Consider the following 24169-nt stretch of genomic DNA (forward strand, 5'->3'; position numbering starts at 1 on the left):
ATGCAAGATGGAGTTCCCATGTCAGCAGCCAACGCTTCTTCCCAGACGCCGGCCTTCGCCGATTTTCGCTATCCCGACTGTAGTGGTCAAGTGTTTTTGGCCACGGCCTTTTGAGCATTCCAGTATGTCGTTTCTGCCGCATTCGGTGGCAGCCCATCGTTATGTGTGTGCGGCCTGAGGCAGCTGTAGTAGCTGATTATATATTCAGTGATGGATTGCTTCGCCGCCGCCATATCGAGATAGCCCGTTGCTGGTACCCACTCTGTTTTCAGGCTTCTGAAAAAGCGTTCCGTTGGCGCATTATCCCAGCAATTCCCTCGGCGACTCAGGCTCTGTGTCATCTGATAGCGCCAGAGGCATTGCCGGAAACCCAGGCTGGTGTATTGGCAACCTTGGTCCGAATGAAAAAGAACGCTCTTGGGTTCATGGCGAGATTCATACGCCATCATCAACGCCTTGTTAACGAGCTCTGTGTCCGGTGACGGCGACATCGCCCAGCCCACCGGCTTGCGTGAAAAAAGGTCAATAACCACCGCCAAATACGCCCAGCGTGATCCAGTCCAAATATAGGTGATGTCACCAGTCCAAGCCTTGTTGGGCGTCTTTACATCGAACTGCCGGTCGAGTCGATTCGGAATAGCCAGGTGCGGCTGCATCGCCTTTTTGTAGGCATGGCGCGGCGGCTGTGTGCTCGCCAACCCAAGCCGTTTCATCCGTTTTCCGGCACGGTAGCGGCTCAGCGGCACTCCTGCTTGGGTCACCATCTTGGCAATGCTCCGCGCCCCTGCAGAGCCCTTGCTGGCTGCATGGGTATCGACGATTCGCTGCAGCAGGGCTCGCTCTTCCTGGCTTGGTACCGTATTTCTGTTACGCCATGCGCGGTAACTGCTGCGGTGCACCCCAAATACGCTACACAAGCGCTGCACCGCATAGCTCTCTTCAAGTCGCTCGATTAACGTCACGGCCAGAGCAAAACCCGCGGTGACGGCGGCATCCACGGCGTTGCCGCCCTTGGCCAGCACGTCGCGGGAGACCTCGGAGGCCAGGAAGTGGCTGGTGGCGACCATGCCTTGAGCACTCTCCTGAGGATGAAAACGTTCGCCTTCCAGAATAGTCTGTTGTGCCATAACCAGTGGAGAAAGCAGCAGAGTGCCCGCCAAGAAGCCAACAGACAGCCCCTTGATGGCACGAGCGTTGGGAGGAGTCGTAGGGCGAGCGGCAGCATGATATGGGGCCATGGGCATTTCCTTGTTGTTATAATGGATAGTCATGATGGATGGCAGCAAAAATTGCTGCCATCACTATCGTGCGCCATGGAGGGATTACGCAAGTTTTCCCGTTTTTCCGGGATCGTACCTCTAGAGACAGTTGGTGGGTTTGGGCAGGCCGGCGATTTTAGCCGCCCGCTTTGCCGGGCTTCCCGGAAACAGCGACATCAGGTAAATCGAACGCCCCTTTTCCTCTCCGAGACTTTGCTTGACCGCTTTTACCCAGGCGCGCATGGCCGGCGCCATTTCATATTTGGCGTAAAAATCCCGCAGCACCTGGATAAGTTCCCAGTGGGCAGCGGTTAACTCAATGCCCTCATCTTCGGCCAGCGCTGTTGCCACCTCAGGCGACCATTCATTTCTGTTGACGAGATAACCTTCGGGATCTAGAGGGATGTTATTATCATCTAAAAGATAACGGTATATTTTTGATTCTGACATGACTTCTTGCCCGTTAATACCAGCTGACTGTTTGGTGAGCTTCTGCCGTTAAGGCCACAAAGGCGTCAACGCTGAGAAGCTCAGGTTGCTGCCGGCCGGCAATATCCGCCAGCCCGCGGGAGGCAACATCGTCTTCCAGCGCGTGGATGCGTTCCGCTGCGATGCGCCAGCCCTGCCACTGGGCATCAAGCACGGCAAAGACGGCCTCTTCAATCAATATCAATCGGTCTTCCGGCGCCATGACGGCAAGCGCCTGAGACGCTGCCTGCCCGCTTTGCGGAGCGCGATTCACAATATGCAATATCATCTAACAGCCCCGTTAAAAAGTAAGAACATGCCGAGCATCATGAAACAGTGCCTGTACCTGCCCCGTATCAAGCACCCTGGCGCCAGCCACGAAGTCAGACGAGGAAAGCCCCTGTGCGTGTACTTCGTTTTCTGCCAGGTACAGCGTCTCAATATCGTACATTTCGAGCATCTGAATGACGGGCAACGTTGATTTTTGCCCCGGCGCACCGGGTGTCTGGCCGGGCAATAGCGCAAACATGCCCTGCCCCATGAACAGGGGCACCACAGGCCTGCCAAAAGCTGCCCCCACCAGCAAAGCATCGAGGCTTTCACGCAGCCGGATACCATCGTGCGGGGCACTGCGTATCACGATAAGTAGCGTATCACGTTGGCTCATTATCACTTCTCTCGTAGACGAAGATTCATGCGGCAAAAGTAATCACACGATCGCAGCGCTGCTGTAGCTCAAGAAGCTGCCCCAGGCCGGTTAACTCAAAAGGAGCTGCGACGTTATAGCCAGGCTGACCGTGACGCCGGGCTTCCGCCTCGTTCAGCAAACCGCGTCGCAATGAGGCGGCAATGCATACATCAAGCGCCACGCCGTGCTCGTCATTGAGCGCGAGCCACTGCTGATAAAGGTTGTCTTCATCTTGTGGCGGCGTCAGCAGAAACGAGGCGTTGTGTACGCCGTCCTGATAGAAAAAAACGCTGTCCAGGGTGTGCCCCTGGGCCAGCAGTGCCCGCGCAAAGCGCAGCGCCGAGTGCGGTGCCTGGCTGCTATAAGGAGCGCCCATTACCAGCAATGCATATCGCATGAGAGCCTCTGGTGAAAAACCGTGTGACACAAACAAACAGACCCCGCCAAGGCAGGGTCTGCTGTTACCAAGTCTGCCTGAAAGGCATGCCTGACAATGTTAATCGTTGCTCATGATGCCCAGCAGGGAAAGCAGGCTGATGAACAGGTTATAAATGGAGACGTATAGCGTAATGGTGGCGAGAATGTAGTTGGTCTCACCCGCGCGGTGCACCATTTCACTGGTCTGATAAAGAATGGCCGCTGAAGAAAACAGCACGAAACCGGCTGATACCATTAGTGACAGCGCAGCGATGTTGAAGACCATTCCTGCCACCATGGCAAGAATCAGCACGATGGCGCCAGCCATCAGAAAGTTACTCAAAAAGCTGAAGTCTTTTTTGGTGACAAGAGCAACCGCAGACAGACCGACGAACGTCAGCCCCGTCATGGCCAGTGCCGTCATGATCAGCTCGGCACCGTTAGGCAAGGTGAGATACGCTGAAAGAATAGGACCTAGCGTGAATCCCATAAAACCGGTAAAGGCGAACGTCGCCAGCAGCCCTGTGGCTGAGTTTGCCGTTTTGTGAACGAGGAACATCAGGCCGTAAGCGCCGATGAAAAACACCAGTATGTTGATACGCTCAATGCCCATGGCCATAGCGGCACCGGCCGTTACCGCAGAAAACAGCAGCGTCATTGACAACAGCGCGTAGGTATTACGCAGCACCTTGCTTGCACCAAGGTCACTTACCCCTTGGGCAGATTGCGTTTTGGAAAGGTGTGATTCGTTGTAAGCCATTTGAACATGCTCCCTCGGTCGTGTTCTCAAACTAATCGACAAGCATGCCGCCAGCAGGTTCCATACGCAAGCCTCAAACTTTATTTTGCCTGACCGCTATTCAACGCTAGCGGCATACTGCCAGACACAATCTGGATACGCTGATAGACCGGCACAGATTATCGAGCAGAGGGTAGGGAGAAGAAAGAAAGCGTAGAAACGAAAAAAGCGCCCGTAGGCGCTTTTTTCGTAAAGATATTGGCGGAGGGACAGGGATCGCTCACGCTCAAAATAAAGCCTTTTTAAATCAGTAGCTTAATCTTTATATCTATATATCACTGTAGCGGTTTTCTGTAACATTATCAAATTGAAAGCTGTTTAGTATCGGTATATCTATATCCGCTCCCATGCCATTCACGTAGCCAGTGATTTCAAGGAACTGTAAAGTTCTAGCTTAGTGGTTAGCAAACAGCTCCACTCCCTATACTTAGTGGATTTGAAGAGATGATATATGGATAGACAGTTCCTCCCGCCTTATTCACCGGGCTGAGACAGAAAAGAAGATGGCGAGCAGTTTCTCTTGTAGAATCAATATGTTCCTAACCGAACTTGACTCAAGAGGACCACTCGCCATGGGTGAAAGCCTATCCCCCTGGACCCCGTCATGCAACGGGTCCATCCGCGTCGAGCTCAGCGGCCATCGCACCACCAGCGACAGCGGTGCTTTGCTGTTGCGTGAAGCCCTCGACAACAGCGGCATGATCGATGCGCTGGACGACCATCTGGTCGATCATCGCGACCCGGATCGCGTCCGCCACTCGTTAGCCAGCCAGCTGCGTACCCTGGTGCTGCAGCGTTCGATGGGCTGGATCGACCTCAGCGATACCGACACGCTCCGCCGTGACCCGCTCTGGCAGCTAGCCTGCAGTGATGCCCGCGGGACAACGCCGTTGGCTCAGGACCGGCCATCTCAAGCGACGCTGTCGCGGCTGCTGACGTGCCTGGGCCGCGACGACAATATCGATACCGTGCATGAGGGCCTGCTGCGGCTGGCGGTCTGGCGACTGACCTCGCTGGACGGCGGCGAACGCCCCGAGCATCTGACGCTGGACATCGACGGCTTGCCGATCGACGTCCACGGCCACCAGGGCGGTTCGGCGTTTCATGGACTTTACGGGGCCAGAATCTACTCGCCTTTGGTGGCCTCGCTGGCAGAGACCGGCGACATGGTGGGCGGTCTGCTGCGTGAAGGTAACGCCGGCCCAGCCGAGAATGCCGATACCTGGATCCCACATCTGGTGCGGCGACTCAACGAGAGCACCGGGGCCAAGGTCAAGGTACGCATCGACGCGGGTTTCACCGACAACGACACGCTTGAGGCGCTGGAAGATCGCGACATCGAGTATCTGGGCCGGTTGCGCAGTCATACGGGCCTGCAGACACTGGCAGCGCCACATCTGAAGCGGCCACGCGGCCGGCCCCCCGAGCAACCTCGGGAATGGTGCCATGACCTGGCGTACCAAGCCGGTACCTGGCCGGCGCCGCGGCGCGTGGTGCTGGTGGTACAAGAGCGGCCCGATGATCTGCTGCTGCATGCCTTCTTTTTGGTCACCAACCTCGGCAAGTTCAACTGGCCGCCGGAAAAGGTCCTGGCGCTTTATCGCAAGCGCGGCAGCGCCGAAGCCCACATGGGCGAGGTGAAGTCGGCGCTCGACCTGCATCTCTCCTCGACTGATCGCGGTGTCTCCACCGTCCAGGACGTCATGGCCCGCAACGAGGTAAACCTGCTGCTGACTCTCTGCGCTTATCAGGTGCTACACGGGCTGCGTTGCCTGTTGGAACGACAGACCCGGCAGGGCTGGAGCCTGAAGCGGATGCGCGAGCAGGTGCTTAAGGTGGCCGCCACGCTGACAGTGCACGCCCGGCGCATCACCGTGCACCTCGGCGATGCCGCCGATAAATGGTGGCCATCTTTACTGAAAGGGTTGCCGCGGCTGACGGCATTGACCTGACACGTCGCATTACTCAGCCTTTTCCAGCAGACAAAACGGCCACTATGGAGGCCGACGACCACGGCTGCGCCGTCACTCGAAACCAATGAACTTCAGTTATAAATATCACGGCATTGATACGATAAAGCTATGTGCTAATCGGCTACTCAGCGACCGTATGACATAAAAGCCGGTCGGTCCCGGTCACCACGGGACGTAAAACGCTCGTTCGGCGTCCTGATGAATAAGGCGGGTTCCTGTTAGATGTAGAGCCCCGGATGATAGATTAAGCCATAGGAGTTATCCTCTGTTGGCAGCGCGCGACCTCATTGCGCAATTTATCCAGGAGCAGCGAGATGGATATCAAACTGCATAAAACGGCCACTACAACACCACGCACCCGTCAGGAGATTCAGCAAGCGCCGACGGCAGTCAGCGATAGTGAATTGGCCCGGCGCTATCATGTGTCGTGTCCCACCATTGCCCGATGGCGCTATCGCACGACTCAGCATGACCGCTCGCACACGCGCCACCATCTGCTGACAACCCTATCGCCGGCACAAGAAGAGATCGTGGTGGCACTGCGCGAGTCCCTGCGCTTGAGCGTTGACGATTTGCTGACAGTGGCCAAGGAGTTTCTCCATCCCGACCTGTCGCGCTCTGCTCTTGAACGCCTGCTGAAACGCCGTGGTTTGCCTAGCCTTGCCACCTTGAACAAGCAGGAGAAGGCAGCTCAAAAACCGCCTTACAAGCCGTTCAAGGACTATGAGCCGGGCTACGTTCATGTTGACGTCAAATACCTTCCCAAGATGCCTGACGAAGACCAGAGGCGTTATCTCTTCGTGGCTATTGACCGGGCAACCCGCTGGGTTTATCTGGAGGTGCGTCAACATCAGTCCGCCAACGATGCTGAGGTCTTTTTACATCACGTTCGCGAGCAAGCCCCGTTCAAAATCAAAACGTTGCTGACAGACAATGGCAAGTGTTTCACTGACCGTTTTGCGGCAGGGGGAGAACGTCGACCTACTGGCAAACATCGGGTGGATCAGTTCTGTGAGCATCACGCGGTGGAGCACCGTCTGATACCCCCTTACCGGCCGCAAACTAACGGCATGGTAGAGCGCTTCAATGGCCGCATCAGTGATGTGTTGAATACGCACCGATTTGACTCTCGGGATGACCTAGAGACCACGCTCAAGCGCTATAACTGGTTGTATAATCACCATATCAATCAAAAAGCCTTGCACCACCGGACGCCGATTGGTGCAATGAAGCAATGGCAGCAAGATCGCCCCGAATTATTCCGGAAACGCGTAATTAATCATGCGGGACCCGACAGTTAGAACAGGCTGAATCAATGCAGAACATGATGGTGGATCGTGCTACAGGTGGAGCCCCTTCTGACTTTGAATACACCAAGGTTCGATCAAGCTTATTGTCTGATACTGGTATAGCACCGCTTGTACCTAAGATGGTGAAAACCTGCCGATCAATAAGTCAGTTTTGGGCCTTCATCAAAAAAATTACCCCACCGAAAATAAAAGGCTAATAAATAAAACTTATAGAATAATATTAATTAATAACCTTTGATTATAATATCTTTGTATTCCCCTTATGTGTCCGACAGGCTCGCTTAACAGATGCTGTAGAGATGTCGAATTGTTCCGCTGTAGCCTTAATGCTGGCGCTATTCTCCTGACGCCAATGAGCTACATCCTCATCATTGATAATCTTCTCCCTACCGAGAGCCTTTCCCTCTGCTTTGGCTCGGTTGATGCCCGCTAACTGTCGTTCCTTGATGTTAGAACGTTCAAGCTCTGCCATCGCGGACAGCATGGTAAGCATCGCTTTGCCCATTGGCGTACTCATGTCGAAGCCTTCACGGAGTGAGACTACTGCTACTCCCTTGGCATTGAGTGTTTCGACCGTTTCCAGTACATCAACGGTATTACGTCCCAAGCGGTCGATAGCATAGACGATGACGGTATCGCCATCGCGGACAAAGTTCAGTAGTCCACCTAATCCCTTTCTGTCTTTCGCTTTGATAGCTCCTGAAGTGGCTTCATCAACGAACCAGTGGTCAACCTTATGACGTTCTTCGATAGTCGCCCGCTGCGTGTTGGTGGACTGGTCTTCCGTGCTAACTCGAACATAGGCAATGGTGGCTGACATTAGGTTATCCCTCTCATGGTAGCTCATTAAGTGTGGCTCACAATGTAGGGCATGGGTCATTGATTATCAACACCTTTGATCCAATTCATGGGATGGTTTATAGAATGGATCGCAGGGTACACCTTTTGAGCCAAGCCAATACGTACAACTAGAACAACAATCAAAGGCGTTAGGAGTGTCTGGTGAGCGTCTAGCGAGCGCAAGCAAAGCAGGACTGAGGGTAAGCTCTCTTAGATATATGGTGTCCCTCTGGTCGGACAATAAGTAGCCTGGAACTCAGCAGGTTTGTACTTTGATCGGTGGGAAGGCGAGGCAGTAGACGAGCTATGCCGCCAAGCATCATGATCCAGTGTTGTGACACCTGATTCTTAGCTTTTGTTGAGGTGGGTGTCCATCAGTGTTGTTTACTCCCCATGGGTATTGAAAAGTCGGCTTTCTGATAGGTCGTAGGCGCTAGCTGGGCAGGGCTATGGGGAAATTCAAAGCCCTGTATATATATCAATACCGGCTCAGATTTTTGTGGTGAAATAGTCCGACCCACTGACGACACATCGTTGACCTCTACACCTCAAGGAAATCTGGGTCATTGGTATCCACGGATTCCCCACGGACTAACAAGAAGAACAGGACTATAGCGGTCTCCAGACCCTTGGTCTCCTCTCTGAAGGAGTCACCGACGGAGCTTCTACACGGGCCATTCTCACGAGACTTCCTCAGCTTGAGCATAATCCTTCGTCCAGGGCAGTCCTTCCAGTGGTCAAACGCCTGGGCATCGAACCGCATTAACTCATTGAGGACAGCCGGTGTAATCAGCAAGCCATTCTCGACGAGATGGACAGGCAGGTTTCTCCTACAGACGGTCTTATAGAGATGCCGGAGCTTAGTCAGTGGGGTTTCACCCTTCAGCTTGTCGACGGATCGTACTTCGAGTGTCATATCACCTCTCTCGCTTCTTAGTTTCTACACTTCAGCAGCGACATCGTTCGGTTACTGCTGCACCTCCAAGTTAACCCCATGCGCCTGACAGGCCCGCGTAACGGTAGTCCTACTGACGCCGAAGACACGGCAGGTTTCCGTGACGCTAGCTCGGTTCTCTTTTCGGTAGTCAGCGATAGCCTTCCAGTCTTTCCTGAAGGAGGCTCCCCCAGACGGAACAGGTGACTGGTAGGACATGCCGGCTTTACGCCAGAGTTCTTGGACATAGGCGGCACTGAGTCCGAAGTGTTCAGCCGTCTTCCGTCTGGACGCCTTGTTTTGAAGACGCCACTGAATGACGTCTTTATGATTGACCTTACGTTTTCTGCCTCGATTATTTGCTGTAGTCATTGTTTTCGTCTCCTTGGGTGCGTTGGCACTTACCATTTTTGTGTTGTTCCTCGATATTGGTAATTACTGACCAATGACAGATGGGAGCCCATAAGGCCCCCATAACAGTTACCGTCCAGATGATCGCTGTGGAGGACATTAGGCAGCCTCCGCTCGGTCGAGACCATACTTAGCCGAGTTAATGACTCCACCGAACGTCGGATAGAGAATTCCTTGAAGCTCGTCCATGTCCGTCTTCCCAGCCTTGATCAGAGCGAAAGCCATGTCGTAACAGCGGACGTACAAGACAAGATCATCCACATCGAGAACGTCACGGATGCCTTTCTTCCACTTTGCCCGCCAGTCACTCGGTCGGAGGCCAGTCAGGATTTCACACACGAACACCTTAACCCGCCTAATTCACCGGGCTGAGACAGAAAAGAAGATGGCGAGCAGTTTCTCTTGTAGAATCAAGATGTTCCTGAACGAACACAATTCAAGAGGACCACTCGCCATGGGTGAAAGCTTATCCCCCTGGACCCCGTCATGCAACGGGTCCATCCGCGTCGAGCTCAGCGGCCATCGCACCACCAGCGACAGCGGTGCTTTGCTGTTGCGTGAAGCCCTCGACAACAGCGGCATGATCGATGCGCTGGACGACCATCTGGTCGATCACCGCGACCCGGATCGCGTCCGCCACTCGTTAGCCAGCCAGCTGCGTACCCTGGTGCTGCAGCGTTCGATGGGCTGGATCGACCTCAGCGATACCGATACGCTTCGCCGTGACCCGCTCTGGCAGCTAGCCTGCAGTGATGCCCGCGGGACAACGCCGTTGGCTCAGGACCGGCCATCTCAAGCGACGCTGTCGCGGCTGCTGACGTGCCTGGGCCGCGACGACAATATCGATACCGTGCATGAGGGCCTGCTGCGGCTGGCGGTCTGGCGACTGACCTCGCTGAACGGCGGCGAACGCCCCGAGCATCTGACGCTGGACATCGACGGCTTGCCGATCGACGTTCACGGCCACCAGGGCGGTTCGGCGTTTCATGGACTTTACGGGGCCAGAATCTACTCGCCTTTGGTGGCCTCGCTGGCAGAGACCGGCGACATGGTGGGCGGCCTGCTGCGTGAAGGTAACGCCGGCCCAGCCGAGAATGCCGATACCTGGATCCCACATCTGGTGCGGCGACTCAACGAGAGCACCGGGGCCAAGGTCAAGGTGCGCATCGACGCCGGCTTCACCGACAACGACACGCTTGAGGCGCTGGAAGATCGCGACATCGAGTATCTGGGCCGGTTGCGCAGTCATACGGGCCTGCAGACACTGGCAGCGCCACATCTGAAGCGGCCACGCGGCCGGCCCCCCGAGCAACCTCGGGAATGGTGCCATGACCTGGCGTACCAAGCCGGTACCTGGCCGGCGCCGCGGCGCGTGGTGCTGGTGGTACAAGAGCGGCCCGATGATCTGCTGCTGCATGCCTTCTTTTTGGTCACCAATCTCGGCAAGTTCGACTGGCCGCCGGAAAAGGTCCTGGCGCTTTATCGCAAGCGCGGCAGCGCCGAAGCCCACATGGGCGAGGTGAAGTCGTCGCTCGATATGCATCTCTCCTCGACTGATCGCGGTGTCTCCACCGTCCAGGACGTCATGGCCCGCAACGAGGTAAACCTGCTGCTGACTCTCTGCGCTTATCAGGTGCTACACGGGCTGCGTTGCCTGTTGGAACGACAGACCCGGCAGGGCTGGAGCCTGAAGCGGATGCGCGAGCAGGTGCTCAAGGTGGCCGCCACGCTGACAGTGCACGCCCGGCGTATCACCGTGCACCTCGGCGATGCCGCCGACAAATGGTGGCCATCCTTACTGAAGGGGTTGCCGCGGCTGACGGCATTGACCTGACACGTCGCATTACTCAGCCTTTTCCAGCAGACAAAACGGCCACTATGGAGGCCGACGACCACGGCTGCGCCGTCACTCGAAACCAATGAACTTCAGTTATAAATATCACGGCATTGATACGATAAAGCTATGTGCTAATCGGCTACTCAGCGACCGTATGACATAAAAGCCGGTCGGTCCCGGTCACCACGGGACGTAAAACGCTCGTTCGGCGTCCTGATGAATAAGGCGGGCTTAAGGAGCTTCTCTCGACTAGCCGCTTCACTGGGGACAGCACCTTTGCTGATCTTTCCGTCTTGGGCCTTTCGTCCCACCTTGGATCGGAAGTGATGCGTGATGGCATTGTCCAGTTGAATAAGAGACTGGACGCGTTCGGGCTGGTGCTTGGAGAGGCGAAGAACACATTCCTCCATGTCGAGGAAGTATTGACGAATTTCATCCCCCTCAACCGTGTTGGCTTGCATAGCCAGCTTAGCGGCAACGTCACGGGAGAGCTTGTAGTCTATCTGCTTAACGTTTTTACGCTTGCCAACAAGGCTTTCCTCTACTTCGATTTCCCCTTGGAACCGCGCGCTTTTTTCCGCGTCGTTCCCTAGGAGCGATTTAATATAGTCTTCGGCCCAATCTCTGAACCTACCATGAGGCTTACCGATCTTTTCCCAGAGCTTCCGGGCGTCGATTTGTGGTTCCTGCCGATCTTCCACTATGGGGAGTACACGGCGAACTTTCATCATTCTGTCGGCCTGTTCTTGTGTGAAGCAGAGGGTTAATGTCAAGGTCTTCTTTGGGGCATGGTTGATGTCGGTAACGATGGATCGACCGTTACGCTTTGCAGTGCTATTAGTCATGGCATTGATTCCTCATGTGTGAACGCACCGCTCCAGCGAGCACACCCCCTGTCTGGCCCACGAACTCCCCAACGCCAAGGGAAGCCAGCAGGGCAAGCCAGAGTGATGCGCTCACAGATGCGGGTTCGTGTGTGAAGTGGTGTAACGGTGAAAGACAGTTGTGTGAACTGCTGCGGATGATGATTACTACTACTGCTCAGATCGGTATTAGTCTCGTCTGAGAATGTTTTCACACGTTCTTGTGTCGAAAACTCAAGGGGTAAATCAGTTATACGACTTCGCTCTCACACCCACTGTCAGTGGATAGTCATATCGTTTGGGTTCTCTACCCGGTAGAACTCTAGATCATCGATGTCTAATGCCCCCATCTCCTCTGCCTTCTCTAAGACTTCCACCTCTGACAACCCCAGCGTTTCTGCCAAGTCACTCGTGCTGTACAGAGGGCTCCCGTCGTGGTCATGAGCGATAGGCTTCAGATTGGGGGAGGTCTCATTGAATGCTTTATCGAGCTCGTCCTGTAGCTGTTTCCGAAGATAAGGCGGTTGGCTCTTGTTATGCGCCAGCTCAATAATCTTCTCTGCAGCCTCACTTGTAGGAGAATTGCAGTCACTCGTGTCTACTTTGGAGAAGAAGGCGCTCTCAGTAGCTTGGATGCGTTCTTGGATCAGAGCATTCACTTCACTCGTATTATCAGGATCCAGAAGATCGTTAAGGCAATATCCGTTCTCATCATCGTCGTCCTTAATGAGTTGAGCTAATGCCCATGTGGCGTTCGGGGGAAGACCTTCCGATAGTCCCAGGCCAGCGTCAGCGGCAGCAAATAGCTCTTCGCTCAAACGGTCGAGGGTCGAGTGAGAGTAGTGGTTGGTGTAAGCGGATGTATGTGTAGTCATGGTGTAGTGGTTTGCTCCATGTTTGATGATTTTGGTGGAGGGTGGAAATCGCTTCCTCTTCCTTAGGTGCAGGGTAATTATTTGGTTATAAAGCTACACCGCCTTTATTCATTTTTGTTATGACAAGATCGGCAATGTTTTTCCGACGTATTGGAGACGCACGCCAGGTGGAGGAAGGCTGACTACAGGGCTCTGGGATTTCCGGTCAGTTTGCTCAGTCGGAGCAGTCAATCGTGACTGCTGTAGATAGACCGAGAGGTAAAGACTCAGGCTTACTGGAAGTTTTCGATCAGGAAAGAAACCTAACCTGTGTCCGAGCCAAGCGGCATAGCCGCCTTACTTGATTCATCCTTAAAACTTCCCGTCAGAGCCAACCTTGAACCTCACTGGCGAGAGTGGCGGATGGCTTTAAGGTTTTGCCTACGGAAGGCCCTGGTTAGTGGTTTGCACCACGGTTGATTACATCACCTACCGCTGAAACTGATAGAGAAGCGTGGGACATTTTTTGCCCTTAAAGAGTATGTAGGTAGGCACGTTATTACCCATCCCACAGAAGATGTTTAGTCCGATGCGTCTTCAGTACATGACACCGTGACTCAAAGACTCCGATAGAAAAGCTCTCTGAAAAACTGGAGGGGGAATGCTTGCGTCGTGTCTCAGATTTTGGACAGGCCCTTTGCTGTGATCTCTACAGCTTAGGATCAACTACGCAAACGCAACCCTCGCCAGAGTTACATCGTCCCGATGAACCTACATGCTGGCGCTAAGCTATACGGACACATGGCCTCCAGGGACTTCCTGATCTCTATGGGAGTGCCCAGTAGGGTCTTCCCGATGAACAGCCAGAACAGTCAAGTGGAGAGTCTTGTGGATCGACTGGCGTGACTAACTGGAAGCATCAGCCGCGGAGTAACGAAGTCCACATTGTCCGTACCCACGAGCGTTAGCGAGCTTACTGGTTCATGCAGTGAGGCTACTTCAACATAACCACTGGACTCGCTTTCGGCCCTCCATGGCATCAACCAGTGAACAACCTTGAAGCCCCACCCCACCGATGGCCTGGTAAGTGGTGATGGTGGTACATCACTTATTACATTCATTCCTACCGATCAAGCCAAGAGGTTATATGAAGGTTGTCGTGGAGTTTTTCTTTTAGATTCATCTTTGAGGATCATCAGGTGGGTTCCCCCTTAATACTGCGACGGTTAGAATCCGATTATAAGATATTGATTTATATGTTTTTATAGGAAGCGCTCTGTTTGAATCCAATCATCAAGTTGGTCTTCCAGGGGCTCTGTCGTTTCCCTCGGTGCTTCTACCGAATCGCCTTGGCTCACTTCGTATGTTTGTGCATCCTCGGTCAACAATGATCGTGCCAAAAATGGTAGTGCAATCTCACAAGCCTTGACGTACTTCTGTGCTTGACGGTCATTCACATCGAGAAGCTCCTTGATTCCCCTCGTGGAGATTACGTCAAGCTCCTGAAGAATAACGTACAGGCTGATCTTGTTGAGCGGTAAGCTTCTACCGTTGCGTCTCTGGTTATCAAGGTTCGCTATTCCAGACAGAATATCTGAGGCAGGACAGCCTAAATCACCGACCGCCCGTCCTCGCATGGCTGATCGTACGGTATTCTCGATCCGCTTCTCTCGATTACTCCCCTTACGGGGATTGGTAGAAGCCTTTTCGAGCGTCACAGCTTTACCACTGAACTGGGCACGGAGCTTGGCTGTTCGCCCCCTCCCTAACCGCCTCATCAGGTTCGGCATCTGCTCTATCGGGTGGACTGGCCCATCGCCTGTACCAAACGGCCACGCATCACTGGGCAGGTTGTCGATCTTTTGGAGGCTTCTCTCGTATCGTTCCTTGAGCGCCATCCCACGGGCCACCATTTCTTCATATCCCGGTGTCCTGCTTCTATTATGTATCTCAACATCAGACTGGGTATGGCTGTCAGTGCTCCTAGCCGTTGCGGCATTCATGTTCATATCGCGTATTCCTCGCCAGTGGGAACCTACCACCAGCGAGCCCACAACAAACCCATAAGCACAGGAATACCTCACCGGACATACGAAAGGCCCAGTTATGCGCTTGGTTAGTTAAGTGATGCTACTGGTGGGAGTTTAGGTAAGTGATAGGTGGTTGGTGGGAGAGATGTGCTCCTCCTTAGGTGCATGGTAATTACACGAGATGGGCACGCTCCTCCTTAGGTGCAGGGCAATTCCCAATAGGTGGGCGGCGCGGAGAATGGGCTTGTGAGGCTTTGTGAGAAATGCTGGGGGGAAAGCAGTAGGGTTGGCAGCGGAAGGAGATCTATGGGTGACAGAGGGCTTATAGGCGGGAGATATAGACGTGCTGAATTGAAGCTCTGCTTGATGATAATCAGGTAGCAGTGAGGTTGTCTGTGAGTATGCTGGTTTAATACCCACAGACAGGGAGTGAGGTGTAATCAGCTATTGTAATGTCATCGCTCAGGATCAGTGCAGTATGTCCGAAAGAGTCGCGGCCAGTTCTTCGCCCTTATCAGTTAGATGCACCAGCTTCCTTCTGCGCTCTCCAGGGTCTTCCTCAGTCCAGATCAAACCGAAACCAGGCTTTTCGTGTTCTTGCCATTCGGACAGAACAGCAATGCTCCTTGAGCAAGTCGACTGCTTGGTATTGGTCTGTTTTCGTAGTTCGTTCATTGAAATGCCAGGACTCGCCGCGACGTAGGCAAAAAGTGAAACTGTCTTCAACGGCAGATCAAACTGAAGCTTGCTAAATTCAACCATAACGTCCAATACACGCTGAATGGAGACTCTTTCGCTGAGGGGCAAACTTGATAGCTGATGTTCCATTATGCAGTTCCTCTTTGTGGGCTAGTCGAATCGTATGCTTTGACCCCTTTCGTCACAAGCCACCGAGAACCGAACGTCCAACCAGCGGGCAAAGAATACGGCCAGCTTGGGATGCGCCCAAGTGCCACCGTAGCGGCCTCGGGTAGTTTCAGAAAGGCCGTAGCTTAAATCACCGGGATTCTGGCTATTTAATTCTGGCAATGTTTTGAAAGCTCATAGCAATAGTTACGGGTATCTATATTGTCCCAAAAATGTTGAATACGTTTACCAAACTGCTTAGCGGCCTTCGTCATGTTGAAGTAACCGTCTTCGCGGAACGTGAGTGTCTTGCCGTGCCACTGCTTGGTGATCATTGCGTTGCTCGGCTTTACCGTTTGTGAGTTAAAAACCGCTGTCTTTTGGCGAGGGCTTTAAAATCAGCACCCGTACTGACCGGATAGATAGCTTAATGCCAGGTCGGCAAAAGGGGCTTCCATATTTCTATCTCGTCGTTCCCACGTTTCTATAAGCATTTCTGTTTGATAGGCCGGATGGCGTATCGATTCATCCCCTTCAAATAGTTTACAAAGTTCATCTCCTCCTTTCCCTTCATTACGTCTTGCCCCCTCCATAGCAATTAGCCCATCAAAAACACCTTGTGAATAGCTGATCGCCATTGTTTCGCCCTCTCGGCTATTATCCAGCATTTCTTTTACTTTCATAACTGACATTTCGTTAGCTTGCGCTTTTACTGAAAAAACAATAGAGATAGATGTTAAGAAAATTGATTTTTTTATATTAAGCATTTAAGCGCTACCTTTTAAGACGGCGACAATTTAAAGTTATAGTAAACCAACCCACAGCATAACGCCGTGAATAACTCCAATAGGAAAGAACAAAGCCCCTGCTATTAGAAAACCCCACCATCCCTCATTCAGAGAAGTTATAATATGTGTCAACCACGCTAAAGCGCTTATAATCAATATTGTGGTGACAGCAATCGAACTATAGTCAGTTACATCTTCTTTAATTTTCATTTACCCAACCCATATTTATATTGCCAAAGTTGTTATTCAGAAATCCCCTGGCAAATGCATCCAGCTAACCTAAATTAGAACGTATAATCCCACCCTAGCCGACAGCAAGGCTATGTTTCAATACACTTAGCTAATTTTATTGGGGATACAGGTGGCTCAGGTCTAACCCTTTATGCTCAAGCTGACACATAGCCTCATTCAGCACGTCTAGCGAGTACCCTGCCCCGTACCTGCCAGACATACCCGACTCACTGTGGCCCTGTAGGGCATTCATCACGTCTTTGGAAATACCCGAGTTTCTACAGGCGTCCTCGAAATTGTGACGTAGCGAGTGAAAAGCGTTTTGCTCACGTTTGACCTTGAGATTAATAAGTAGCGATATGAAGCGCTTAGAGTAAACAGACGAATAATAACCATCACTCCCCATTGGCATGTCAGGGAATAGCCTTTTGCTGCCTTGTTGGCGCATCTTCTGAACATGCTCAAGAAAACCTAACCGCTTCAACTCGGGGTGGACGGGCGTCTGTCGGCGACTACCAGGATTTTTTAGCTTTTTATCATCACCATCGACGTTGATGTCTATAATGTCGATACCGCCTGTATAGATCACATCAGAAACATACAGCTGTAGGATTTCCCCCATCCTCGCACCAGTAAACCCGCCTTATTCATCAGGACGCCGAACGAGCGTTTTACGTCCCGTGGTGACCGGGACCGACCGGCTTTTATGTCATACGGTCGCTGAGTAGCCGATTAGCACATAGCTTTATCGTATCAATGCCGTGATATTTATAACTGAAGTTCATTGGTTTCGAGTGACGGCGCAGCCGTGGTCGTCGGCCTCCATAGTGGCCGTTTTGTCTGCTGGAAAAGGCTGAGTAATGCGACGTGTCAGGTCAATGCCGTCAGCCGCGGCAACCCCTTCAGTAAGGATGGCCACCATTTGTCGGCGGCATCGCCGAGGTGCACGGTGATACGCCGGGCGTGCACTGTCAGCGTGGCGGCCACCTTGAGCACCTGCTCGCGCATCCGCTTCAGGCTCCAGCCCTGCCGGGTCTGTCGTTCCAACAGGCAACGCAGCCCGTGTAGCACCTGATAAGCGCAGAGAGTCAGCAGCAGGTTTACCTCGTTGCGGGCCATGACGTCCTGGACGGTGGAGACACCGCGATCAGTCGAGGAGAGATGCATATCGAGCGACGACTTCACCTCGCCCATGTGGGCTTCGGCGCTGCCGCGCTTGCGATAAAGCGCCAGGACCTTTTCCGGCGGCCAGTCGAACTTGCCGAGATTGGTGACCAAAAAGAAGGCATGCAGCAGCAGATCATCGGGCCGCTCTTGTACCACCAGCACCACGCGCCGCGGCGCCGGCCAGGTACCGGCTTGGTACGCCAGGTCATGGCACCATTCCCGAGGTTGCTCGGGGGGCCGGCCGCGTGGCCGCTTCAGATGTGGCGCTGCCAGTGTCTGCAGGCCCGTATGACTGCGCAACCGGCCCAGATACTCGATGTCGCGATCTTCCAGCGCCTCAAGCGTGTCGTTGTCGGTGAAGCCGGCGTCGATGCGCACCTTGACCTTGGCCCCGGTGCTCTCGTTGAGTCGCCGCACCAGATGTGGGATCCAGGTATCGGCATTCTCGGCTGGGCCGGCGTTACCTTCACGCAGCAGGCCGCCCACCATGTCGCCGGTCTCTGCCAGCGAGGCCACCAAAGGCGAGTAGATTCTGGCCCCGTAAAGTCCATGAAACGCCGAACCGCCCTGGTGGCCGTGAACGTCGATCGGCAAGCCGTCGATGTCCAGCGTCAGATGCTCGGGGCGTTCGCCGCCGTTCAGCGAGGTCAGTCGCCAGACCGCCAGCCGCAGCAGGCCCTCATGCACGGTATCGATATTGTCGTCGCGGCCCAGGCACGTCAGCAGCCGCGACAGCGTCGCTTGAGATGGCCGGTCCTGAGCCAACGGCGTTGTCCCGCGGGCATCACTGCAGGCTAGCTGCCAGAGCGGGTCACGGCGAAGCGTATCGGTATCGCTGAGGTCGATCCAGCCCATCGAACGCTGCAGCACCAGGGTACGCAGCTGGCTGGCTAACGAGTGGCGGACGCGATCCGGGTCGCGATGATCGACCAGATGGTCGTCCAGCGCATCGATCATGCCGCTGTTGTCGAGGGCTTCACGCAACAGCAAAGCACCGCTGTCGCTGGTGGTGCGATGGCCGCTGAGCTCGACGCGGATGGACCCGTTGCATGACGGGGTCCAGGGGGATAGGCTTTCACCCATGGCGAGTGGTCCTCTTGAGTCAAGTTCGGTTAGGAACATATTGATTCTACAAGAGAAACTGCTCGCCATCTTCTTTTCTGTCTCAGCCCGGTGAATAAGGCGGGGTAAACAGACCAACCAGCGGTGCCCAATACATACCGGAGTTTTTAGGAACTAATGATCCAGACTGCCGCCAGTGATGCAGTGATTTACAGCCAGTGAATACCGGAGCCTGGAAGATGGTTTGTAGCTCGCTCAACGTGAAGGGGTCGCGTTCTTCCCGAGCGCGTTTTTTGAGGGTGACTTTCATACCATTCAGTGGGTTAGGCGGACACTCATCGTATTGCTTTGCTGCCCAATTCCAAAAGGCAGCGGCATAGCCTATTAGCTTGTTCACGTTCTTGGCTGACATAGGTGCCATACCCAGTTCATCCGCTCGCTCTGCTGCCCTATCGACACTTTGCCCCGTGAGTTCTCTCTGCTTTGTCCAATTGCTGGGCAGTTTGAGCAAGGTCGATTTAAAGGCTCGCCCGTCAGCCTTCGAATATGCGGCCAGCGGCTTATCACCTGCAACAGTGATGAAGTTGTCGATGGTGGTACGGTGATCGTTGGTAGTCTTGCTTGCCCACGATGCGGCCTTCTCTGTTATCCATTCATCAGCCAGAACAGACAACAATGGCCCTTGTTCATCGCTTGGACTGCTTAGAGGTCTCTGTGAGGTTGCTTTGGCGACGGTCGGTGTAGGCACCACCTCCCCTTCGTTTCGTGCCTGTTTGTCCTTCCCTGCCCGTATATAGGCAGCTTGGATCGCTCGAACTAGTGGACGCCAGCTTAGAGAGTCAGAAGACAAAGCAAGCTCTACACCATCCCATGACAAAATATCCTCAGCCTCGTCCTTGAAGAAGGCATCCTGTCGACCGCGGGCGTAATAGTGGCGAGTATGTGCCAGACTATCTTCAATGTCCTCGGCGTACTCATCGAAGTCCCACCGCTCCCAATCCGATCCTGGTTCCCCTGGTTCTTCCTCAAAGATGCCTCCCGCCCTAATGTCTTCGTCTTCATCCAAAAGTGAAGCATGGTAAAGACTTGCGAGGCGGTCTATTTGATCATCAGTAAGGTTGTCTAGGGGATTGGCTTGGGCTGATATCCAATGGCGGTGCTTATCAAACTTTCTATCCACCTCAACGGCGGCCTTACGGACAAGGCGTAATGCCTCTTGATAATCGGCGGTCTTGAGGGAGAAGGTCTCTTCCGCTTTGGGGTAACTGTCCTGAATATCCAGGGGTATCGCTGCCCGATGATAGTAACGAGCGCCACGACGATATAGGCGGGGATGTCCGGTAACTTTCACTGTTCTCATGGCCTCCCAATGTAACACTTCACTGGGGCAGCCAGAAACAAAAAAGCCCCAAGGTCAGTAAGTTACTGATTCCTTAGGGCCTCATGTTCGAGTGGCGGAGGGACAGGGATTCGAACCCTGGGTAGGTATTAACCTACGTCGGTTTTCAAGACCGGTGCATTAAACCGCTCTGCCATCCCTCCGACTTGGTGCGTATATTACCAGCATTCCTTTAAAAGTCAATGCCTTTAGTAAAGCCGTAACCCCACTCGGGTAATCATATTGCCATCCATCTCGCTGACCACCCACTGAATGCCGTGCCAGTCCACGGCATCGCCCACGACGGGATGCCCACCCACCCGCAATGCCATGAACTTGCCAAGCGTCATGCCCGGTGTGCTTGAGCTCAGCGTCAGGCCATAGGCTTCGGCCACCTCCTGCATCAGAGCGCCCCCCTCAAGGGTGAAAGCACCAAAGAATGCCCTTTCCTGCTTGAGTTTGGCATCGCCGTTAAACAGCCGGTTGAGTGCTACTACGTCTTCCTCCCGACCGATCACACAAAGCATGTCGCCTATTTTCAACCGCGTATTGCCTTTCGGGTGCAGCATGGAGCGCTTGCGAAACAGCGCCGATATCAGCGCGCCGGAGGGGAAGCGCAGCAAACGGATGGGCACATCGTCGAGATCCTGGTTCTCCACGTCATAAACAAACATTTCAAAATCATTTTCCGGCAGAATGCCCAGCGACCCGCGGCGATTAGGCGTCGTGCCATTGGGAATTTCAACCTTCATCCAGCGTGCCACCCAGGCAAGCGAACCACCCTGTATCAACAACGACATCAGCACTACGGCAAACGCTACGTTGAAATATAGCGATGCGTTTGCCACGCCCCCGATCAGTGGGAAGATGGCCAGTACAATCGGTACCGCCCCCCTGAGCCCGACCCAGGCAATAAACAGCAGCTCGCGGGTGCGAAATTTGAAAAACGGCTTGATGACCGCGAAGACCGCAATGGGCCGAGCCACAAAAATCAGCGCCAGCGCCACAATCGACGCAGGTAGTGCGACATCCCACAGCTGGCTTGGCGTGACCAAAAGGCCAAGCACCAGAAATAGCCCGATCTGGCTTAACCAGGCCAAACCATCGTGGACGGGCAGAATACAGCTGAGATGGCGCCCGGGCTGATTGCCGATCATCAGCCCGGTCAGGTAGATCGCCAGAAATCCGCTGCCGCCGAGCACGCTAGTCAGCCCGAACACGCTAAAGCCCAGCGCCAACGCCAGCATGGAATAAAGCCCGGGTGCCAGATCCAGCCAACGCAGCAGCTTGGCGCTGATCCAGCCACCGCCAATGCCTACGGCAAGCCCGATGCCAAACTGCGATACAAAAAACAGCACCGTTTCGGTCACGCCGCCAATCTCGCCCACCAGCATTTCGACCAGCATGAGCGTTAAAAAAATCGCCATCGGGTCGTTGGTGCCCGACTCGATCTCAAGCGTTGCCCCTACCCGCTCGTTGAGGTTAACGCCGCTCCCGTTGAGCATGGAAAACACCGCGGCGGCGTCGGTAGAACCCACAATTGCCCCGACCAGTAGCCCCTGAAACAGGGTCAGGTCGAATATCAGCATGGCAATAGCGCCGACAATCGCACTGGTCACCAGCACCCCGAACGTGGCCAGCAGCAGCGCCGGCTTGAAGCCTACGCGGAATGTTTTCAATCGCGTGCGCAGGCCGCCATCCAGCAAAATCATGGCAAGCGCCAGATGCCCGATCACGAAGGCCATCGAGTAGTCGTCAAACTCAATGCCGAGAATACCCTCTTCGCCGGCCAGCATGCCCAGCCCCAGGAAAATCAGCAAAAGCGGCAGGCCAAAAAACGATGACAAGCGGCTGGCCAGGATGCTTAATGTCATCAAGCCGCCGCCCAATAAAAAGAAGGTATAAAGTGTATCCATGATTCTCCATCTCGACCGCATTGGCTTGGTTATTATGACATGCAGGCCATATCTTTACCGTGACTTATTGCTTGCCGGGCGTTGAACGCCAAACTAGCCAGGCCATTTGCCATACGGCTACACTTCGCCCTATGACATCGAGAGTTTTCATCATGTTGCGATATCGACTTGGCTTTGTGCTGTGCCTTTTGCCGTGGCTCTGGCTGGTGAGTACAGGCGTCTGCGCCCAGCCGACGGCACCTGCCACACCGCCCGCCGCTGACAACAGTGCCGGCACATTGACGCTGGATACCGAGGTTCAGGTGCCCGAAGGGCTCTGGCCGCCCAGGCAGGCCGTTATTAAAGCGCCCAGCGCCGCCATTGCGCCACCGGAGCCACTAAGCCCGCCGCCGGTAGAGCCGCTTACCATCATGCTCGACTGGTTTTTGAGCCCCCAGCACGCACCGCTGTTGATTGCCCAGATACGCGGGCTTTACCAAGCGCAGGGGCTTGAGGTTATGCTCAAACCGCCGGCAGACCCCTCGTTACCTGTCAAGCTGCTGGCCGCCGGTGAAGTGGATGCTGCGCTGGCCCGCCAGCCGCTCTTGCATCTGAGCAATCACGATGATGCCGGCCTCGTGCGCATAGCCACGCTGATGGAAACACCGCTCAATGCAGTCATCGTTGCCGGTGACGTCGCGCCGGAAAACCATGCGGCACTTGCCACTCGCACCTACGGCTATACCACCCGTGAAGGTGCCGAGCTTATCGTGCCGCTCTTGGTGCCCGAGACCGTGCGCCAGACCGATGACTACGTGACCGCACGCAACGTGCATTACGACGGTGAGCGCGGGCTACAGGAAGGCAGCATCGGCGTATTGGCCGACGGCTTTTACAACGCGCTGCCGGCACAGCTGGCCACCGACGGTATCAGCGCCAGCGTGGTGTCCTATGCTGACCTTGGCCTGCCCAGACACGACGGGCTGGTGCTAATGGTCAACGGCGACACGCTGAACCGGCGCAAGCAAACCTGGCAGCATCTGGTTATTGCGCTGGAAAACGCCGCAAGCTGGATTACTGAACACCCCGAGCGTGCCTGGGACGCCCTTGTTGAGGCGTATCCGGCGCTGGATAACAGCGCCAATGCTGACGCCTGGCCGGGCATTGTGCGCCGTATGGCGCTACGTCCGGCCGCGGTGGACACCCGCCGCTATCAACGTCTGGAAGCCTTTTTACAGCAGCGCGGCATTATCCAGACGTTGCTACCGACAAGTGCCCTTGCCGTTGACCCACATGCGCTTTAGCCCGGGTGTGCAGCGATAAAGGCCTCGACCGCCTGATGAAAGGCGTCAGGCTGATCGGCATGCAGCCAGTGTCCGGCGTCTTTCAGCGTAATCACACGGGCCCGGGGCAGCACCTCGCGCAACGTTGGCAGCATGTCGTCCTGAACGTAGGGTGAATCTGCGCCGCGCAGTACCAGGCACGGCCCGTCAAACGCCACCTCGCCCGCCGGCGGCGCGATAATGGCCGGGTAGCCGGCGATGATCTGATCCAGCCCCACGCGCAGTGTAAGCTCGCCATCACCACGCTGGAGGTTGGTGGCCAGAAACAGTCGCACCGCCCGGGAATCAATATGCCGGGCAAGTAGCGCATCCGCCTCGCGACGATCCGTCGGCCGTCCGTTTTGCACCTCACGCATAGCCGCAAAGATATCGTCGTGGCCGTGTTGATACGCTACCGGCGCGATATCAGCCACCAGCAACGACGCCACCCGCCCGGGTGACAGCCGGGCAAGGCTCATGGCCACCTTGCCGCCCATGGAGTGCCCCAGCACGTGGGCCCGTTTTATGCCGAGCGTATCCAGCAGTGCCAGCACATCATCACTCATGGCGGCGTAATCCATGCCCTCGGCGTGGGGCGAGCGCCCGTGATTGCGCAGATCCACCGCGACCACGCGGCGTTTTTTGCGCCAGGTGCGAATATGCGAACGCCAGTTATCGGCGCTGCCCAGCAGACCATGGATGATGACCAGCGGCAGCTCGCCGCCGTCATCCGCACCGCTATCGAGGCAGTACAGTTCAACGCAAGACGGCATAAAGGCTCCTATTTTATAAGACGT

24 protein-coding genes and 1 tRNA gene are annotated in these 24169 nt (G+C 54.7%); 4 read left to right on the forward strand and 21 right to left on the reverse strand.

The genetic code is table 11. The features are described 5' to 3' along the window. Window positions 1–86: 86 nt before the first annotated feature. The 6 genes from B5495_RS01785 to B5495_RS01810 form a co-directional block, all read right to left on the reverse strand. Window positions 87–1238 (reverse strand): IS3 family transposase, encoded by a 1152-nt coding sequence (locus B5495_RS01785; protein ID WP_154045179.1) that lies wholly within the window; start codon window positions 1236–1238, stop codon window positions 87–89. 120 nt (window positions 1239–1358) lie between these two features. After that, window positions 1359–1709, reverse strand: a complete 351-nt coding sequence (locus B5495_RS01790; protein ID WP_079550820.1) for a TusE/DsrC/DsvC family sulfur relay protein — start codon at window positions 1707–1709, stop codon at window positions 1359–1361. Between the two features lie 13 nt (window positions 1710–1722). After that, window positions 1723–2016, reverse strand: a complete 294-nt coding sequence (gene tusB / locus B5495_RS01795) for a sulfurtransferase complex subunit TusB (protein WP_079550822.1) — start codon at window positions 2014–2016, stop codon at window positions 1723–1725. A 12-nt stretch (window positions 2017–2028) separates the two neighbouring features. Continuing rightward, complete coding sequence (gene tusC, locus B5495_RS01800) at window positions 2029–2394, reverse strand: sulfurtransferase complex subunit TusC (RefSeq protein WP_079550824.1); 366 nt, start codon at window positions 2392–2394, stop codon at window positions 2029–2031. Window positions 2395–2419: 25 nt separating this feature from the next. Beyond that, entirely contained in the window at window positions 2420–2812 is a 393-nt protein-coding gene (gene tusD, locus B5495_RS01805) for a sulfurtransferase complex subunit TusD (protein ID WP_079550826.1), read from the reverse strand. Between the two features lie 99 nt (window positions 2813–2911). After that, window positions 2912–3592 carry a Bax inhibitor-1/YccA family protein gene (locus B5495_RS01810; RefSeq protein WP_079550828.1) on the reverse strand — a complete coding sequence of 227 codons (681 nt, stop codon included), beginning with the start codon at window positions 3590–3592 and terminating at the stop codon, window positions 2912–2914. 572 nt (window positions 3593–4164) lie between these two features. Between B5495_RS01810 and B5495_RS01815 the strand changes: the two genes are divergently transcribed. Further along, window positions 4165–5583 (forward strand): IS1380 family transposase, encoded by a 1419-nt coding sequence (locus B5495_RS01815; RefSeq protein ID WP_079550240.1) that lies wholly within the window; start codon window positions 4165–4167, stop codon window positions 5581–5583. A 335-nt stretch (window positions 5584–5918) separates the two neighbouring features. Next, a complete protein-coding gene (locus B5495_RS01820; protein WP_079550830.1) occupies window positions 5919–6905 on the forward strand; it encodes an IS481 family transposase in 987 nt (328 codons plus the stop codon). Window positions 6906–7152: 247 nt separating this feature from the next. On the opposite strand, the gene B5495_RS01825 is transcribed toward B5495_RS01820, so the two are convergent. Both B5495_RS01825 and B5495_RS01830 read right to left on the reverse strand, forming a co-directional pair. After that, window positions 7153–7734 carry a recombinase family protein gene (locus B5495_RS01825; RefSeq protein WP_079554850.1) on the reverse strand — a complete coding sequence of 194 codons (582 nt, stop codon included), beginning with the start codon at window positions 7732–7734 and terminating at the stop codon, window positions 7153–7155. Between the two features lie 561 nt (window positions 7735–8295). Then, complete coding sequence (locus B5495_RS01830) at window positions 8296–8670, reverse strand: hypothetical protein (RefSeq protein ID WP_079550831.1); 375 nt, start codon at window positions 8668–8670, stop codon at window positions 8296–8298. 844 nt (window positions 8671–9514) lie between these two features. Here B5495_RS01830 and B5495_RS01845 point away from each other — a divergent pair. After that, the gene (locus B5495_RS01845) at window positions 9515–10933 is read left to right on the forward strand and encodes an IS1380 family transposase (protein ID WP_079550256.1); all 1419 of its coding nucleotides are present in this window, start codon (window positions 9515–9517) and stop codon (window positions 10931–10933) included. A gap of 146 nt (window positions 10934–11079) precedes the next feature. Here the strand turns inward: B5495_RS01845 and B5495_RS01850 are convergent, their stop codons facing one another. The 12 genes from B5495_RS01850 to B5495_RS01905 all read right to left on the reverse strand — a co-directional run bounded on the left by B5495_RS01850 (window position 11080) and on the right by B5495_RS01905 (window position 22071). Then, the gene (locus B5495_RS01850; protein ID WP_079550837.1) at window positions 11080–11781 is read right to left on the reverse strand and encodes an antA/AntB antirepressor family protein; all 702 of its coding nucleotides are present in this window, start codon (window positions 11779–11781) and stop codon (window positions 11080–11082) included. Between the two features lie 296 nt (window positions 11782–12077). After that, complete coding sequence (locus B5495_RS01855; RefSeq protein ID WP_079550839.1) at window positions 12078–12674, reverse strand: hypothetical protein; 597 nt, start codon at window positions 12672–12674, stop codon at window positions 12078–12080. A 1241-nt stretch (window positions 12675–13915) separates the two neighbouring features. Next, window positions 13916–14662 carry a hypothetical protein gene (locus B5495_RS01860; protein ID WP_079550841.1) on the reverse strand — a complete coding sequence of 249 codons (747 nt, stop codon included), beginning with the start codon at window positions 14660–14662 and terminating at the stop codon, window positions 13916–13918. A gap of 489 nt (window positions 14663–15151) precedes the next feature. After that, on the reverse strand, window positions 15152–15511 hold the full coding sequence (locus B5495_RS01865) for a MarR family winged helix-turn-helix transcriptional regulator (protein ID WP_079550842.1): 360 nt from the start codon (window positions 15509–15511) through the stop codon (window positions 15152–15154). 21 nt (window positions 15512–15532) lie between these two features. Further along, a complete protein-coding gene (locus B5495_RS15090; protein WP_079550844.1) occupies window positions 15533–15712 on the reverse strand; it encodes a KilA-N domain-containing protein in 180 nt (59 codons plus the stop codon). Continuing rightward, window positions 15700–15864: a KilA-N domain-containing protein gene (locus tag B5495_RS15095; protein WP_079550846.1), complete on the reverse strand. Its 165-nt coding sequence runs from the start codon at window positions 15862–15864 to the stop codon at window positions 15700–15702. Before B5495_RS15095 ends, B5495_RS15090 begins: the two co-directional genes overlap by 13 nt. A gap of 63 nt (window positions 15865–15927) precedes the next feature. Next, the gene (locus B5495_RS14540; RefSeq protein WP_154045181.1) at window positions 15928–16296 is read right to left on the reverse strand and encodes a hypothetical protein; all 369 of its coding nucleotides are present in this window, start codon (window positions 16294–16296) and stop codon (window positions 15928–15930) included. A 367-nt stretch (window positions 16297–16663) separates the two neighbouring features. Further along, the gene (locus B5495_RS01885) at window positions 16664–17170 is read right to left on the reverse strand and encodes a site-specific integrase (RefSeq protein ID WP_079550849.1); all 507 of its coding nucleotides are present in this window, start codon (window positions 17168–17170) and stop codon (window positions 16664–16666) included. A 248-nt stretch (window positions 17171–17418) separates the two neighbouring features. Next, window positions 17419–18837: an IS1380 family transposase gene (locus tag B5495_RS01890; protein WP_079550466.1), complete on the reverse strand. Its 1419-nt coding sequence runs from the start codon at window positions 18835–18837 to the stop codon at window positions 17419–17421. A 43-nt stretch (window positions 18838–18880) separates the two neighbouring features. Beyond that, the gene (locus B5495_RS01895; RefSeq protein ID WP_197685634.1) at window positions 18881–20128 is read right to left on the reverse strand and encodes a DUF6538 domain-containing protein; all 1248 of its coding nucleotides are present in this window, start codon (window positions 20126–20128) and stop codon (window positions 18881–18883) included. A gap of 101 nt (window positions 20129–20229) precedes the next feature. Then, window positions 20230–20319: transfer RNA gene (locus B5495_RS01900), tRNA-Ser, on the reverse strand. A gap of 45 nt (window positions 20320–20364) precedes the next feature. Then, window positions 20365–22071 carry a potassium/proton antiporter gene (locus B5495_RS01905; protein ID WP_079550850.1) on the reverse strand — a complete coding sequence of 569 codons (1707 nt, stop codon included), beginning with the start codon at window positions 22069–22071 and terminating at the stop codon, window positions 20365–20367. Window positions 22072–22223: 152 nt separating this feature from the next. Here B5495_RS01905 and B5495_RS01910 point away from each other — a divergent pair, with 152 nt between their 5' ends. Further along, a complete protein-coding gene (locus B5495_RS01910) occupies window positions 22224–23354 on the forward strand; it encodes an ABC transporter substrate-binding protein (RefSeq protein WP_079550852.1) in 1131 nt (376 codons plus the stop codon). On the opposite strand, the gene B5495_RS01915 is transcribed toward B5495_RS01910, so the two are convergent. After that, window positions 23351–24145, reverse strand: a complete 795-nt coding sequence (locus tag B5495_RS01915) for an alpha/beta fold hydrolase (RefSeq protein WP_079550854.1) — start codon at window positions 24143–24145, stop codon at window positions 23351–23353. The genes B5495_RS01910 and B5495_RS01915 overlap by 4 nt on opposite strands. Between the last annotated feature and the right edge of the window lie 24 nt (window positions 24146–24169).

Source organism: Vreelandella subglaciescola (assembly GCF_900142895.1).
Classification (GTDB): Bacteria; Pseudomonadota; Gammaproteobacteria; order Pseudomonadales; family Halomonadaceae; genus Vreelandella; species Vreelandella subglaciescola.